The 14,209-nt window shown below is 71.3% G+C and carries 12 protein-coding genes; 9 read left to right on the top strand and 3 right to left on the bottom strand.

Annotation, left to right across the window (positions count from 1 at the left end; translation table 11 throughout):
• Window positions 1-14 precede the first annotated feature (14 nt).
• Window positions 15-1,286 carry a phosphodiester glycosidase family protein gene (locus AC07DO_RS09520; RefSeq protein ID WP_479058139.1) on the bottom strand — a complete coding sequence of 424 codons (1,272 nt, stop codon included), beginning with the start codon at window positions 1,284-1,286 and terminating at the stop codon, window positions 15-17.
• 73 nt (window positions 1,287-1,359) lie between these two features.
• A complete protein-coding gene (locus AC07DO_RS09515) occupies window positions 1,360-1,743 on the bottom strand; it encodes a DUF779 domain-containing protein (RefSeq protein WP_479058138.1) in 384 nt (127 codons plus the stop codon).
• A gap of 132 nt (window positions 1,744-1,875) precedes the next feature.
• Between AC07DO_RS09515 and AC07DO_RS09510 the strand changes: the two genes are divergently transcribed.
• Window positions 1,876-2,550, top strand: coding sequence for a L,D-transpeptidase (locus tag AC07DO_RS09510; protein ID WP_479058137.1), 675 nt, complete (start codon window positions 1,876-1,878; stop codon window positions 2,548-2,550).
• Between the two features lie 35 nt (window positions 2,551-2,585).
• Here the strand turns inward: AC07DO_RS09510 and AC07DO_RS09505 are convergent, their stop codons facing one another.
• Window positions 2,586-4,691: a choice-of-anchor A family protein gene (locus AC07DO_RS09505; protein ID WP_479058136.1), complete on the bottom strand. Its 2,106-nt coding sequence runs from the start codon at window positions 4,689-4,691 to the stop codon at window positions 2,586-2,588.
• A gap of 216 nt (window positions 4,692-4,907) precedes the next feature.
• Here AC07DO_RS09505 and AC07DO_RS09500 point away from each other — a divergent pair, with 216 nt between their 5' ends.
• The 8 genes from AC07DO_RS09500 to AC07DO_RS09465 all read left to right on the top strand — a co-directional run bounded on the left by AC07DO_RS09500 (window position 4,908) and on the right by AC07DO_RS09465 (window position 14,187).
• Window positions 4,908-5,819 (top strand): glycoside hydrolase family 16 protein, encoded by a 912-nt coding sequence (locus tag AC07DO_RS09500; protein WP_479058135.1) that lies wholly within the window; start codon window positions 4,908-4,910, stop codon window positions 5,817-5,819.
• 159 nt (window positions 5,820-5,978) lie between these two features.
• Window positions 5,979-7,457 (top strand): esterase, encoded by a 1,479-nt coding sequence (locus AC07DO_RS09495; protein ID WP_479058133.1) that lies wholly within the window; start codon window positions 5,979-5,981, stop codon window positions 7,455-7,457.
• 360 nt (window positions 7,458-7,817) lie between these two features.
• Window positions 7,818-8,858 (top strand): phytanoyl-CoA dioxygenase family protein, encoded by a 1,041-nt coding sequence (locus AC07DO_RS09490; protein WP_479058131.1) that lies wholly within the window; start codon window positions 7,818-7,820, stop codon window positions 8,856-8,858.
• Window positions 8,840-10,159 (top strand): DUF6271 family protein, encoded by a 1,320-nt coding sequence (locus AC07DO_RS09485; RefSeq protein WP_479058129.1) that lies wholly within the window; start codon window positions 8,840-8,842, stop codon window positions 10,157-10,159. The genes AC07DO_RS09490 and AC07DO_RS09485 overlap by 19 nt, the downstream gene beginning before the upstream one ends.
• Complete coding sequence (locus AC07DO_RS09480; protein ID WP_479058127.1) at window positions 10,156-11,355, top strand: type III PLP-dependent enzyme; 1,200 nt, start codon at window positions 10,156-10,158, stop codon at window positions 11,353-11,355. Before AC07DO_RS09485 ends, AC07DO_RS09480 begins: the two co-directional genes overlap by 4 nt.
• The gene (locus tag AC07DO_RS09475) at window positions 11,352-11,933 is read left to right on the top strand and encodes a GNAT family N-acetyltransferase (protein WP_479058125.1); all 582 of its coding nucleotides are present in this window, start codon (window positions 11,352-11,354) and stop codon (window positions 11,931-11,933) included. The genes AC07DO_RS09480 and AC07DO_RS09475 overlap by 4 nt, the downstream gene beginning before the upstream one ends.
• Window positions 11,911-13,086 carry an MFS transporter gene (locus AC07DO_RS09470; RefSeq protein ID WP_479058123.1) on the top strand — a complete coding sequence of 392 codons (1,176 nt, stop codon included), beginning with the start codon at window positions 11,911-11,913 and terminating at the stop codon, window positions 13,084-13,086. Before AC07DO_RS09475 ends, AC07DO_RS09470 begins: the two co-directional genes overlap by 23 nt.
• 186 nt (window positions 13,087-13,272) lie before the next feature.
• The gene (locus AC07DO_RS09465) at window positions 13,273-14,187 is read left to right on the top strand and encodes an AurF N-oxygenase family protein (RefSeq protein WP_150182210.1); all 915 of its coding nucleotides are present in this window, start codon (window positions 13,273-13,275) and stop codon (window positions 14,185-14,187) included.
• Window positions 14,188-14,209 lie beyond the last annotated feature (22 nt).

The following is a 14,209-nucleotide window of genomic DNA, read 5'->3' as shown; positions in this document are numbered from 1 at the left end:
CCGAAGACAGGCTGTCAGGTACGGGAGAACACGCCGATGCCGTTCGGCACCGGCCGCTCGATCCCCCCGCTGGGGTTGTTGCGGACCGTCACGGCCTCGGCGCCCGGCAGCCGCGCGACCAGCGTGGACGTGGCGGAGACCAGCGTGGAGGAGCCGCCGCCGTCCAGACTGAAGCCGTCCCGCGCCCCCAGCTCCTGAAGGATCCGTGCCGTCTCGGCGATCGTCAGGCCCGCACGGAACTCCGGCGACCCGTCGAGCGACAGGAGGAGCAGGCGCCGGCCGCTGTCGGAGATCCCCGCGGCGGTCCGCACCGCCGACGTGGTCCCGTCGAGGCCGGGCAGCGGCTCGCCGCCACGGAGCACCGGATAGCCGCCGAGCGCGAAGCGGAGAGGGACGCGGGACCCCGCCGCCACCAGGCGGTGCCTGACGTGCACCCAGTCACCCTCCGACAGCTTCCGCAGCTCCTGCGCACCCGCCTCGCGGCCCACCAGGACCGTGGTGCCGCGGGCGATCGGACCGGTGCCCGGCGTGTCGGCCGAGGCCACCACGCGCCCGTCGCGGACCGTCACCTCATGGGTGTCCGTGCTGCACGGCGCGCCGCGGCTCGTGTCGGTGCCGCACGTCGCCCGCACCCGTGACGCGGAGCCCCAGTCGCTGGTGAACGCGCCGACGGAACCCACCGGCAGCGCGTACTGGTTGAGGCCGCCCAGCGGGAGACGGGCGTCCCGGGTGCGGATCCGCCCGTCCAGGGTGAGGCTGTCCAGGCGGGCCCTGCGGTCGTACCCGACGCCGAGCACGGCCTCCGTGGTCACGCCCGGTGGCATCGCGGGCCCGAACCGCTGCCCGTTCGGCACGGCGCCCTTGAGCACGTGGCCGCCCGTGATCGCGGGACCGACGGGCGCGCCGGTCGCCTCGACGCCGGGGTGCTGCGTCTCGGTGATGTTGAAGAAGTCGCCGTTGATGCCGCCGACGGCGCCGGCACCGTCCGCGAGCGCGGAGACGGGCGCACGCGCGGCGACCTTGCCCGGATAGAGCAGTCCGACGCTGGTGCGCGGGTCGCGCAGATCCACGTCGAGCACGTGCACGCGGGCCGCGCCGTGGGATCCCGCCACGTCGAAGTATCGATACTCCACGCCCGGCGCAACGGGACCGGACGCGCGGTTCCCACCCCCGACAGCGGGGGCCGGCGCCGCTCCCGTGAGAGCCGCGCCGACCAGCATGCCGAGCGTCGTGACAAGGGTCAGGGCCGTTCTGAACCGTCCACCGCACAGATTCCGGCGAGTCACAGATCCCCCAGGTGTCGACCGGTCAGCGAACCAACTGCCGCAGTAGCCAGAGGAGTTCACCAGATGCCGGTGGCTACGTTCCGACCAGCCGGGAACGGATCAGGAAACGTACGCCTTCCGGGGCCTCCAGCGAGAAGCCGCTGCCCCGCCCCGGCACGACGTCCACGATCAGCCGGGTGTGGCTCCACAGCTCGTACTGGCTCTTCGACATCCAGAACGCTACGGGCTCGGCCACCCCTTCGACCGTCAGCGACGCGAGGTGGACGTCGGATTGGCCGGTACGGAACTCGCCGTCCGGGTAGCACATGGGGGCGCTGCCGTCGCAGCAGCCGCCGGACTGATGGAACATCAGCGGCCCGTGTGCCTCCCGCAACTTCCGCAGGAGCCGGGCCGCGGCGGGGGTGAGCTCCACCCGGGCGGCGTCGCTCCCGGAGTCCTTCGTCTCATGACGGTCCATGGCGGGACTCTTCCCTCCGGCACGTTGCAACAGGGTTGCGAGGCAGGGCCGCGGGACCGCTGTTCGGAGCAATCGTGGGATGGTCGGGTCGTGTCGCAGGGGGAGCGGCGGCGCACGGGTGAAGCTGGTGCGATGCGTTGGCTCCTTCCGGCGATCGCCGCACTGTCGTTGGCCGTCCCCGCGTCGTACGCGGCGCCTACCGGGCCCGCCCACGGTCCTGCGTGCCGGGCCGGTACCGCCCCCTACCAGCGGGAACTGGAGCGGGAGCTGCGGCTGCCCGTCGACGGACGGCAGTCCGCAGCCGACTGCGCGGCCATCCGGCGGCTCCAGCAGCGGCTCGGTGTCCGCCCCGCGGACGGCAGGGCCACGTTGCGGACGTACCGCTTCCTCGTCGCGGACAGGATCCGGCGCGACCCCGGGCAACGGCGGGCCTGCCCCGTCAAGCCGTACCGGATCACCTGTGTGGACCTGACGCGGCAGATCCTGTGGGCGCAGAGCGGACGCAGGCTGGTCTTCGACCCGGTTCCGGTGCGCAGTGGCCGGGACGGTCTGGAGACCCGCCGCGGCTGGCAGCGGATCTACCTGAGGCATCGCGACCACTACTCGACGATCTACCGCGTCCCCATGCCGTACGCGCAGTTCTTCAACGGCGGGCAGGCCCTGCACGGCACCCGCTCCGACCTCTTCTCTTCCGGCTCGGGCGGCTGCGTCAACCTCGCAGTCGACGACGCCCGGCGCCTCTACGACCTGCTGCAGAAGGGCGACCGGATCTACCTCTGGGGAACGAAGCCGGGCACGGGCGGCTGACGCCACCCGCGCCCGGAGCGCGGACCATCAGGGGGTCACTTCCCCTTCTTGCCGCCGCCGCGCTGGTTGGTGAGCGTCACCGTGACGTCCTTGGCGGGCTTGTGGCCCGTCACCTTGTACGGACCGCTGACCTTCTTCGCGGGCATGACGTAGCCGTCGGGAACGGCGGTCTCCCTGAGGTAGTACGAGCCGGGCGTGAGGCCCTGGAACGCGCACCGCCCGCGGCCGTCCGTGGCGCAGCCCCGGTCGGCGAGGGTGTCCCGGCGCGTGCCCGACGTCTGGAGTCCGGGCCTCCCGTTGGTCTCGCGCCAGAGCTGGAAGACCGCGCCGGGCAGTGGCCTGCCCGTCTTCCTGTCCTTCTTGACGACCGTGAGGGAGCCGTGGACGTCGGGCTGCCGCTGCTTGCGGTTCAGTGCCTCGACGGAGGCTCCGAGCGCGACGTCGGACTCGGTGAGGACGAGCGGCCCGAAGACCGCCGGGTCCGGCAGCTCGTAACCGTCGGGCGCCTTGGTCTCCACCCAGTAGTACGTGCCGGCGGTGACGGTCTCACGGCAGGCGCCGGAGGCTTTGGTCGTGCAGGGCGATCCCTTGGCGGTGTCCGGGTCGTCGCCGCCGCGCTGAAGGCCGGGCGTGCCGTTTGTCTCGCGCCAGAGCTGGAAGACGGCGCCCGGCAGCGGCTTCCCCGTGTCCTGGTCCTTCTTGACGACGGAGACCACGCCCTCCTTGACGGACGGTTCGTCCTTCTTCTTGTTGGTGGCCGGGACCGACACCCCCCCGGAGGCGTTCGCGGCCGTCAGCTCCAGCGGTCCGAAGACGTTCGGGTCGGGACGCTCGTACCCCTTGGGTGCCTTGGTCTCGCGCCAGTAGTACGTGCCGAGCGGTACGGTCCGCGCGCACTCGCCCTGCGCCTCGGTGACGCAGGGGCCGCCGACCTCGGTGTCCGGGTCGTCGCCGCCGGTCTGCAGGCCGTCGACGCCGTTGGACTCGCGCCACAGTTCGAACTCGGCGCCCTTGAGAGGCTTGCCGCCGTCCTCGTCGGTCTTGACGACCTCGACCTCGCCGGTGGTGGGCGCGGTGGCGCAGTCCGGCAGGTCGCCGAGGAAGGGGTAGTTGTGGAACTCCTGGCCGCCGCCGCCCGAAGCGGAGCTGGTGTGGGTGAGCGAGCCCGTGGTGAAGAAGCGGCCGTTCATGCCCGGCACGCTGACGGTCGTCATCGAGCCCTGGTTGCCGACCAGGACGCTGCCCTGGAACTGCCCGGTGCCCTTGACCTCCACGGAGGTGGCGTCGGGGAAGTTCCACAGCAGGCGGCTGCGCAGCTTGTTGAGCTGGCTGCTGTCGTCGATGGTGCCGCTGTAGGTGTTGATGGTGCGCTTGGTGCCGAGGATGTTGACCAGGATCGTGGCGCCGTCCGGGATCCCCTCGAAGCGGATGCCCTCCTGGCCGCCGCTGCCGCCCATCAGGTCGAAGTCGACGTTGAACACCTGCAGCATGGAGGTGTTGTCGCCGCGGAACAGGGTCTCGCCGCCCGCGTGGGTGGCCGTGCCGGTGGGCGTGCGCGTGCCGCCCTCGGGGTGTGCGTAGCACTGGCTGGCGGCGGTCAGCTCGTCGCGCAGCGGGATGTAGGGCTTGGCCGCGTCGGGGTCCTTGCGCTTGGTCGCCAGGATCGTGCCGGTGGCGTCCTTGGCGTAGCGGACCACGCCCTCCTCGGCGAGGAGCCGTTCGCCGCTGCCGACCGTGACGTTGCCGCCGGTGGTGAGCCAGTCGGCTCCCACGGGAGGCGCCACCCGGGAGCCGACACCGGCCTCGCCCACGTTGTAGATGCCGCTGACGCCGTCCGCCTTGTCCTGGTCGAAGTCGCCGAGGACGACGACGCGCCCTTCGGCTTCCGCGGCCTTCTCGCGGACGAGGAAGTCCCCGCCCACGTAGATGTTGATGCCGTTGTCGCGGTACTTGATCCCCCCGTTGCTGATCGGCGGGTAGTCGCCGTCGGGACAGTTGCCCGGCACGCACGGTCCGAGGCCGCCGGGCAGGGGCTTCGCGGCGGCCTCGGCGACGGGCACGGCCGACAGGCTCGTCCCCGCCACGATGCCGAGGAGGCAGAGGTACCTCGTCCCGGTCCGGACGAGGGAAGGAAAGGTCACGTGCACATCAGCTCCCACATGGTCAAAGCGACGTGGGGAGGCTCGCACGACTGGCGCCCGGGACCGTTCAACCTATCCGCGCTTCATAAGAAGAGCACTGCAAAGGACGAGCGTCGCGCCGTCCGTGTGGCGTGAACTCCGTGCCTCCACGAGGATGGCCCCCCTCGGAGGGCGTGGCCCCTCTCGCGGGGGCGTCCGTGGAGCGGAGGCGGCGCGATGGGATCACATGGTGCGGCAGGACGACGGCGTCGGCGGCCGGTCGTGTTCGGTGCGCTCGGCGTGACGCTGCTGGGAACCCTGCTGTGCGTTCCGAGCGCGGGCGGAGCACCGGTGTCGGCGGATGCCTGCCGCACGGCGGGCAGCACGCTGCCGGTCGGCGACTGCGGGCCGTTCTGGCAGGTGCTCGCCGAGGACTTCAACGGCGACCGGGTGCCGCTGGGCGCGTTCCGCGACTGCGACCACCACGCCGACACCTCCGCCGCGTACTGCGCGGGGCTCGACGGTTCGTACCGGGACGACTGGTGGGCGTACCCGACCGGCTGGCGCGACACGGCCAACGACCGGGGCCGCGATGTCGTGGGCGTCTACCACCCGGAGGACACGGTGAGCGTCGGTCCCGCGCCGGGCGGCGACGGAAGGATGCGCATCCGCATGTGGCGGCCCGCCGACGGAGGGCCCGTCCACGCGTCGGCGGTGGTACCACGCGCGGTCATGCAGATGAAGTACGGCAAGTACAGCGCTCGCATCAAGGTGACCGAACCGGCTCCCGGATACAAGTCGGCCTGGCTGCACTACGGCGGCGGCTGCGAGATGGACCACCCGGAAGGCGAGTGGACCGGCCCCCTCACCGCCTTCCACCACCCCTGCGGCGGGGGCGAGCAGGGTTCGTACCCCGGCGCCGAAACCTGGACCGACTGGCACACCGTCTCCACCGAGTGGACGCCCGGCCATGTCCGGTTCTTCGTCGACGGACGCGAGACCGGACACGACACGCGGGGCGTCCCCGACCGCCCGCTCTCCTGGATCCTGCAGAACGAGAGCGCCCTGGAAGGACCGGGGGCCGAACCCGGCAGCAGCGCGCAGCTGGAGGTCACCTGGGTGGCGGCGTACGCCTACGGATGGAAGTGATGCTTCCGCGAACCGCGACCACACGCTCCGGAAGCAGATCGTGAACTCCGTACAACCATGGCGGCCCATCCCGTGTCGAACAGGGCGCCGGACAAGGAACGGGCCCTTTCCGGACACCCCCCGCGCCTGCCCGGCCACCTTCCTTCACAGGAGCCGCTCGTGCGCAAGAACCGTTCGGCCGCCCTCGCCGCGGCATCGTTCCTTCTGCTGACCGGGGCCGGTATCGCCGCCGCCCCCTCCGCCTTCGCCGGCACCCCTGGGGGTACCCGAGCCGACGACCGCAACAGTGACTTCAACGGCGACGGATACGAGGACGTCCTGATCGGTGCTCCCGGTGCCACGGTGAGCGGGGCCAAGGGCGCAGGTCTCGTCACGGTCCAGTACGGCTCCACCTCAGGCATCAACACCAGCAACGTCGCCAGATTCAGCCAGTCGACGGCCGGTGTCTCCGGCGCCGCGGAGGCGGGCGACAACTTCGGCAAGGCCGTCGCCTCCGGTGACCTCGACGGCGACGGATACGACGACGCGGTCATCGGCATTCCCGGCGAGGACCTCGACGCCGGGGCCGACGCCGGTGGCGTCGCCGTCCTCTGGGGCTCGAAGTCGGGGCTCACCGGGGCCGCGAGCAGCTGGCTGCAGAGCCAGGATGCCGCCGCGGGCCAGCAGTTCGGCCTCGGTCTCGCCGCGGCGCACTTCACCGCGGACACCCCCGGCGACCTCCTCGCCGTCCTCGACCGGGACAACGTGGACCTCTACGTGTACGACCCCGCGCCGCAGGCCCGGGGCGAGGTGCCGCTGCGCCGTCAGGCCACCGAGCGGCTCGGCAGGTCGGCCGCCGCCAGCGCCATCGTGGCCAAGTCGCTGACCACCGGCGACTACGACAAGAACGGCTACGCCGACCTCATCGCCTCCGGTACGACCGACGGGGACGAGCCCGGTCACGGCTGGTCCGTGCAGTTCGCGGGCGGCGCCGACGGCCTGACGTACAAGAACGACCTGCGCGGCGGCCCGGTCGCGGCCTCCGGCGACATCAACAACGACGGCTATGACGACCTCGTGACCGGCGAGCCCGCGTCCCCCGACGACGGCGGCGAGACGACGACCGGCGGTCTGGTCGGCGTGCGCTACGGAACCGAGGACGGCCTCGTGAACGAGGCCAAGTGGTGGACGCAGGATGCCGAGGGCGTGCCGGGTGTCGCCGAGCGCGGGGACGGCTGGGGCGCCGACCTGTCGGTCGCGGACACCGACGGCGACGGCTACGCCGACGTCGCGATCGGCGCGCCGGGCGAGGACATCGGGACGGTCGCCGACGCGGGCGCCGTCTGGGTGCTGCGCGGCTCGGAGAACGGGATGACGGCGAGCGGCGCCAAGTCGTTCGACCAGAACTCCGCGGACATTCCCGGCGACGCCGAGAAGGGCGACAAGTGGGGCGCGCAGGTGCGGCTCACGGACCCGAACCGCGACGGCCGCTTCGGGCTCCTCGCGGCCGCGCCCGGTGAGAACGCCGGGGACGGCGTGGTGTGGGTCCTGTCCGCGAACTCCGGCGGGGTCACCGCCGCCGGGTCCTGGACGTACGGCGCGGGCTCGCTCGGGGCGCCGGCCACGGGCGCGGCGTTCGGCGCGGCGATCGACGAGTAACAGCAGGCCCCCGAGGCGGGTCACCCCTGCCCGGGATTTCGAGAGGCGTCACCGCGTGCGGTGGCGCCTCTTTCGTTTTGGTCGGGACCAACTACCCGTCGGTAGACCAGAGTTGAGCTGCGGGATCTTTGCCGAATCCACATATGACGGGCGAGTGAACTGGGGGTAAATGTCGCGTTTTTGCCCCTCAAGGCGCCCAATTCAATTGTTGACACGAGGAGTTGGTCTAGTCCATTTTGGTGGGACGCAAGTTCGACAGGGGGCGGGTGTGAACGCGCTGCCCCGGCGGGCCGGCACGACCCGGCCCAACCGGCGTGGAGACCTGCCGCCGGAGATGAGAACCGATCCTTGGAGCACCACATGTCAGCGAGCGACCGCTACCTCCATCGAGCCCCCTCCGACGTCCCGTACTTCAGCTCGGACGCCGACACGTACCTGGCACAGACCCAGCTGCGCGACCTCAAGAAGACCCGGCCCCTGCGCGTCCTCTCCGAGGAGGACTTCGCCCACTGGCAGACGTACGGCTACATAGTCGTGAAGCAGGCGATCCCCCGCGAGGCCGCCAAGGACCTCCTCGACTTCGCCTGGGAGTTCCAGGGCCTGGACCGCGGCCGCCCCGAGACCTGGTACGAGGACCGCGAATTCCGCTCCGACCTGGACCGTGAGCTGCACGTCTACGGCTTCGTCGAGGCCTACCACCACCAGCTGATCTGGGACAGCCGCCAGTCGCAGCGGGTCTACGACGCCTTCGTCGACGTATGGGACTGCGAGGAGCTCTGGGTCACCCTGGACCGCCTCAACCTCAACCCGCCCAACGTCAAGAACCGCTCCCGCTCCCTGATCGCGCCCACCGAGCGCGGCTTCGACATCAACCTCCACTGGGACGTCGACACCACCCTCGGCGTGCTGCCCCAGCGCGTGCAGGGCATCATCGCCCTCGACGACACTCGCGAGGACCACGGCGGCTTCCAGTGCTGCCCCGAACTGTTCCGGCAGTTCGACCGGTGGAAGGCCCTCCAGCCGGACGGCCGCGACCCCATCCGCCCCGCGATCGACCGCGACGAGATGCCCGTCGTCCGGCCCGAGCTGGAGGCCGGCGACCTGCTGATCTGGAACGGTCTGCTGGCCCACGGCGTCGCGCCCAACACCTCGAAGGACGGCGTCCGGGCGGTCCAGTACCTCTCGATGATGCCCGCCCTGGAGTCCCACGAGGAGCTCCGCCGCTCCCGCGTCGACTCCTGGTCCAACCTGAGCACCCCCGAGTGGAACGCCACGCTGCTCGGTGACGCCCACAAGCACGAGTCGCTGCGGTACGGCACGGCCGCCCTCAACGACCTGGGCGCCAAGCTGCTCGGCCTCAAGTCCTGGAACGGGGAAGCCGCATGCGACGCGTCTGCCTGACCCTCCCCACCAACCGTTCCTGCCCCCGGACCATCGCGGCGATCGCCGAGGAAGCGGCGTACGCCGCCGCCCGCTTCGGCGTCGAGGCACACCTGCTGATCCTGGACTCCTCCGACACCGCCACGTTCGCCGACCACACCCGGGCCGTCGCCGCACTGCCCGACGTGCCCCACGTCGTCGTGCACCACCTCGACGAGGCGGCGCAGCGCGCCTTCCTGCGCGACGTGATCGACCGGGCCGAGGTCGCCAAGCCCGAGCTGATCCTCGACCTGATGCTCCCGGACCGCCTCTCCTACGGCGCCTGCACCAACCGCGCCTTCCTCGTCGCCGGCGCGCTCGGCTGTGAGTCCGTCCACCGCAGGGACTCCGACAGCCGCTACCAGAGCGTCGACGGCGAGCCCGTCTTCCCGGTGCACCACGAGCTCATGTCGCTCGGCAAGCCCGCGCGGGAGGCGGCGCACGGCGTCACGGAGAGCGCTCTCGAAGCGCGCCACGCCGACCGGCGCGTGGCCATGGTGGGCAGCTCCTTCGTCGGGGAACTCTCCGTGGACATCGGCGAGATCCAGCGCATCGACCCGGACGTCTACTACGACGTGGTCAGCCTCTGGGCGCCCGAGCACTGGTCCGACGCCGAGAAGCGGGCGCTGGTCGATGACTCCTTCCGGGGCGCGGGCACCGACCCGTTCGAACGCGACCACGCACTCCTCGGCCTCGTCGACCCGATGCGCGTCGACATGTGCAACATCAGCTTCCACGAGGTGCACGAGCGCGTGCCGCTGCCGCCCGCGACCGACACCATCGGCAGCGACTACTTCCTCATCCACCTGGTCCACGACGCCGCCCTGCCCGGCGTCCTGCACAACCGGAACATCGTCAACTACTACACCGGGGAGCGCAGGACCGACGCCGGTTTCCTCGCGTACCAGACGCGCTACGCGAAGTTCCTCCTGTCGATGCTCTACTTCAACCACATCTACGACCGCATGGCCGAGGCCGGCGAGGACCTGCTCGACGACAAGGGCCATGTGCGCCCGTCCGTCATCGCCGAGTTCGCCCGGCAGAGCACCACGCTCGACCAGGCGGAGAACGTCCGGCGCCTCGACCGCCTCGACGCTGCGCACCGCAAGCTCGGCGGCCGCTACGCGGACGTCGCCGACCACCTGGCCGCGCACCGCGAACGCCTCCTCGACGAGGCACGCGGCGACATCGAGGACTTCGCCCTGCTGACCGAGGCATGGCAGCCCCTGATGCGCGCGGCCCAGGACATCGGCCCGCTCCAGGCGACGGGAAGCCCCGCGTGAGCACCACGACGACGACGTACGAGCCCGACAGCGCCTCGCTCCTCGACGCCCTCGCGGCCGCCGCCGAGGACCAGATCGTCTTCGACCTCCCCGGCATCGAGGAGGGGTACGACACGCTGGTGCGCGAACTCCCCGGAGTCGCCGTCCGCTTCGCCATGAAGGCCTGCCCCGTCGACGAGGTGCTCGCCCTCCTCGCCCGGCGCGGCTCCGGCGTCGACGCGGCGAGCCCCATCGAGGTGGAGCAGGCGCTGCGGGCGGGCGTACCCATCGGGCGGGTGCACTACGGCAACACCGTCAAGTCCGACCGGAACATCGCCGACGCGTTCCGGCTCGGCATCAGGGACTTCGCCACCGACAGCCTGGAGGACGTTCGGGCGGTCGCGGACCACGCCCCGGGCAGCCGGGTGTTCTGCCGCCTCGCCACCACCGGCGAAGGCGCGCTCTGGGGCCTCAGCAACAAGTACGGGTGCTCGCCCGAGGACGCCCTCACGATCCTGGAGACGGCACGCGACCTGGGGCTCACGCCCGCCGGCCTCTCCGTGCACGTCGGGTCGCAGCAGATGACCGCCGACGCCTGGAACGGCGCGTTCGACCGCATCGCCGACGTCCTGACCGCCCTCGCGGGCCGGGGCATCGCCCTCGACCACGTCAACCTCGGCGGGGGCCTGCCCGCGCTCGGCTACCGCGACAAGCACGGCAGAAGCCTCGAACCGCCGATGGACAAGATCTTCACCGTCATTCGCGAAGGCATGGCACGCCTCGGCGCGCTGCCCGGTCACGACCTGGGCTTCGTCATCGAACCCGGCCGCTACCTCATCGCCGACCACGGCGCCATCCGCGCCCACGTCTCCCGGCTCTCGGCGCGCCGCGGGCCGGACGGCGAGCGCCAGTACTGGCTGTACCTCAGCTGCGGCAAGTTCAACGGCCTCTACGAGATGGACCAGCTGCAGTACCGGCTCGTCTTCCCCTCGCACCGCGACGCCGAGTCCGTGCCCGCCGTGGTCGCCGGGCCCACCTGCGACAGCGACGACGCCTACTCGCACGAGGACGGCCTCGTGCCGGTGCCCAAGGCGCTCGCCTCGGGCGACCCGGTCTGGGTGATGTCCTGTGGCGCGTACGCGACCAGCTACATGACGCAAGGCTTCAACGGCTTCAGCCCGCTCCCGTACACCTGGATCGACGGCGAGGCGGCATGAGCGAGGTCGTCCGCATACGCCGCATCGCCGACGGCGACTGGCAGGGCATCGTGGAACTGGAGTCCCGCGCCTACGCGCCCCTCGGCCTCTCCGAGGGGCGGGAGGCGCTGGAGTCCCGGGCCGACGCGTCGCCCGGCACGTGCTTCGCACTGGACCTCGGACAGGAGCTGGCGGGCTACCTGCTGGCCCTGCCGTACCCGGAGTCCGCGTACCCGGAGCTGGACGGGGTCGAGCGCGGGGTGACGCTCCCGTCGCGCAACCTGCACCTGCACGACATCGTCGTCGCGGAACACCTGCGGCACCGGGGCCTCGCCCGGCACCTCCTGCGCCACCTCATGGCGACGGCCCGCGCGCACGGGTACGAACAGATCTCCCTCGTCGCCGTGGGCGGCAGCGAGACGTTCTGGTCCGGCCGCGGCTTCACCGCACACCCGGGCCCGCCACCGGTCGGCTACGGCCCGACGGCCGTCTACATGTCGAGAACCACGGGCCCGTCGACGACAAGAACCACACGGCCGGCGATCGTACCGGCGGGAGAACCAGAGAAGTGGGCTGATGCGGGTGCTCCGCGTGCGTGATCCTTTCCATCGGAGCCAGTTGGCGATCGCGGCACTGTTCTGCTCGCTCGGCTTCCAGTACGCGACCTGGGCGTCGCGCATCCCGGCCATCAAGGAGGACCTCGACCTGTCCGCGGCCGAGGTCGGCGTGCTCCTGATGGCCGCCGGCATCGGCGCGGCCGTGTCCTTCCCCCTCGTCGCCGTCCTGATGCGGCGCCTCGGCTCGCAGCGCCTCGCGCTCCTGTCGGCGCTCTGTCTGGCGCTGCTGCTCCTGGCGCTGGCCGGGGCGCCCAACTACCCCGTGGCGCTGCTCGTCATGTGTGTCGACGGCGTTCTCGTGGGCTGTCTCAACGTGGCCATGAACGCGCAGGGGGCCGAGCTCGAGAAGCGGTACGAGCGCAACGCCATGGCTCGCCTGCACGCGACGTTCAGCGGCGGCTCGCTGCTCGCCGCGCTGCTCGCCTCCGGCATGAACGCGATGACCTCGTCGGTCGCCGCGCACTTCGGGGCGGCCGCGTTCTTCCTCCTCCTGCTGGTGGTCTGTGCCCGCACGGGGCTGCTGACGGAGCGCCCGGCGGCCGGTGAGGAGCCGGGTGCGGCGCCGGAGAAGAAGAAGTCCAAGTGGACGGTGCCGTCCCGGGTGACGCTGTGGATGTGCGTCGCCATGGCGTTCGGCACCGTCACCGAGGGCGCCATGAACGACTGGTCGGCGCTCTATCTGGAGGACGTCGCCGAGGCCTCCGCCGAGCTGGCGCCGCTGGGCATCGCCGTCGTCTCCGGAATGATGGTCGTCGCCCGCCTCTTCGCCGACGGCTGGCGCAGCCGCTGGGGCGACGGGCGCGTCGTCCTGACCGGGAGCGTGCTCGCCGGGGCGGGTCTGGCGCTCGCCCTGCTGACCGGGGGCCTGGTGCCCGCGCTGCTCGGCTTCGCCTGTGTCGGCCTCGGCATCGCGGCCGTCACCCCGTGCGTCTACGTGGCCGCGGCCGGACAGGGCTCGGACTCGCTGACCCTGGTGGCGGCCATGGGGACGACCGGTCTGCTGGCCGGGCCGCCGCTCATCGGCTTCATCGCCCACGCCAGCAGCCTGGTCTGGGGGCTGGCCGCCGTCGCCGCGTCGGCGCTGGTCGTCTCGGCGTGCAGCACGCGGATCCGCTGGCCGGCCACGACCGGCTGACCTGCGAGGCTCCACGGCTTCACCGGCTCTGCCCAATTCGTTGCTTACTCGAGGGTAGGCGTACCCGACCCCGTTGTTATACGTTCTGTCTAACAACGGGGTCGCGGCCTGCCGTGTGACGAGGCGCCGCGCCCGCTGCCTGGACGTCGTCGGAGCCGACGCGTCACCGAGCCAAGGAGCCGCAGCATGGCAAGCAGCACTGTTCGGCCGAGCACACAGGGCAGTTCCCCGGAAGGCGATGTCGCCCGGCGGCTGTTGGACTCGGCCGCCGTGCTGGCGTACGACCCGGCCGTCGAAGTCGACTGGGACACCCCCCTCGACCGTGACTGCCACGGCGCCAGCCCGGAGTGGAGCACGCTCTACGGCACCGCCTACTGGCAGGAGATGACCGAGGAGCAGCGCAAGGAGCTGACCCGGCAGGAGGCCGCGTCGGTGGCCAGCACGGGCATCTGGTTCGAGATGATCCTGCAGCAGATGGTGCTGCGCGACGTCTACGCCAAGGACCCGACCAGCACCGAGGTGCAGTGGGCGCTCACCGAGATCGCCGAGGAGTGCCGCCACTCCATCATGTTCGCCCGCGGCGCCGAGAAGCTCGGCGCCCCCGCCTACCGGCCGCGCCGCTGGGCGACCGAACTCGGCAGGGTCTTCAAGTCCGTCGCCTTCGGCGAGGCCGCGTATGCCGCGATCCTCGTCGCCGAGGAAGTCCTCGACGTGATGCAGCGCGACTGGATGCGGGACGAGCGCGTCGTGCCCTTCGTCCGCACCATCAACAACATCCATGTCGTCGAGGAGTCGCGGCACATGAAGTTCGCCCGCGACCAGACGCGCAAGCAGCTCGCGGGCGCCGGCCGGGTGCGCCGCGAGATCAACTCCCTCATCATCGCCATCGCGTCGTACGTCATCGTCACCAGCATGGTGAACCGCAAGGTGTACGCGAACGCCGGACTCGACGAGGAGCGCGCCGTCGCCGAGGCGAAGGCCAACGAACACCACAAGTCCATGATGCGGTCGAGCTGTTCGGGCCTCATGGAGTTCCTCGCGTCGTGCGGCCTGCTCACCAAGCCGGCCCTGGTCTTCTACAAGCGCGCCCACCTCATCTGAGGCGTCCCGAGCCGAGCCGATC

It is taken from the genome of Streptomyces sp. NPDC045678 (assembly GCF_056432085.1).
This window is presented reverse-complemented; position numbering and strand designations above follow the sequence as displayed.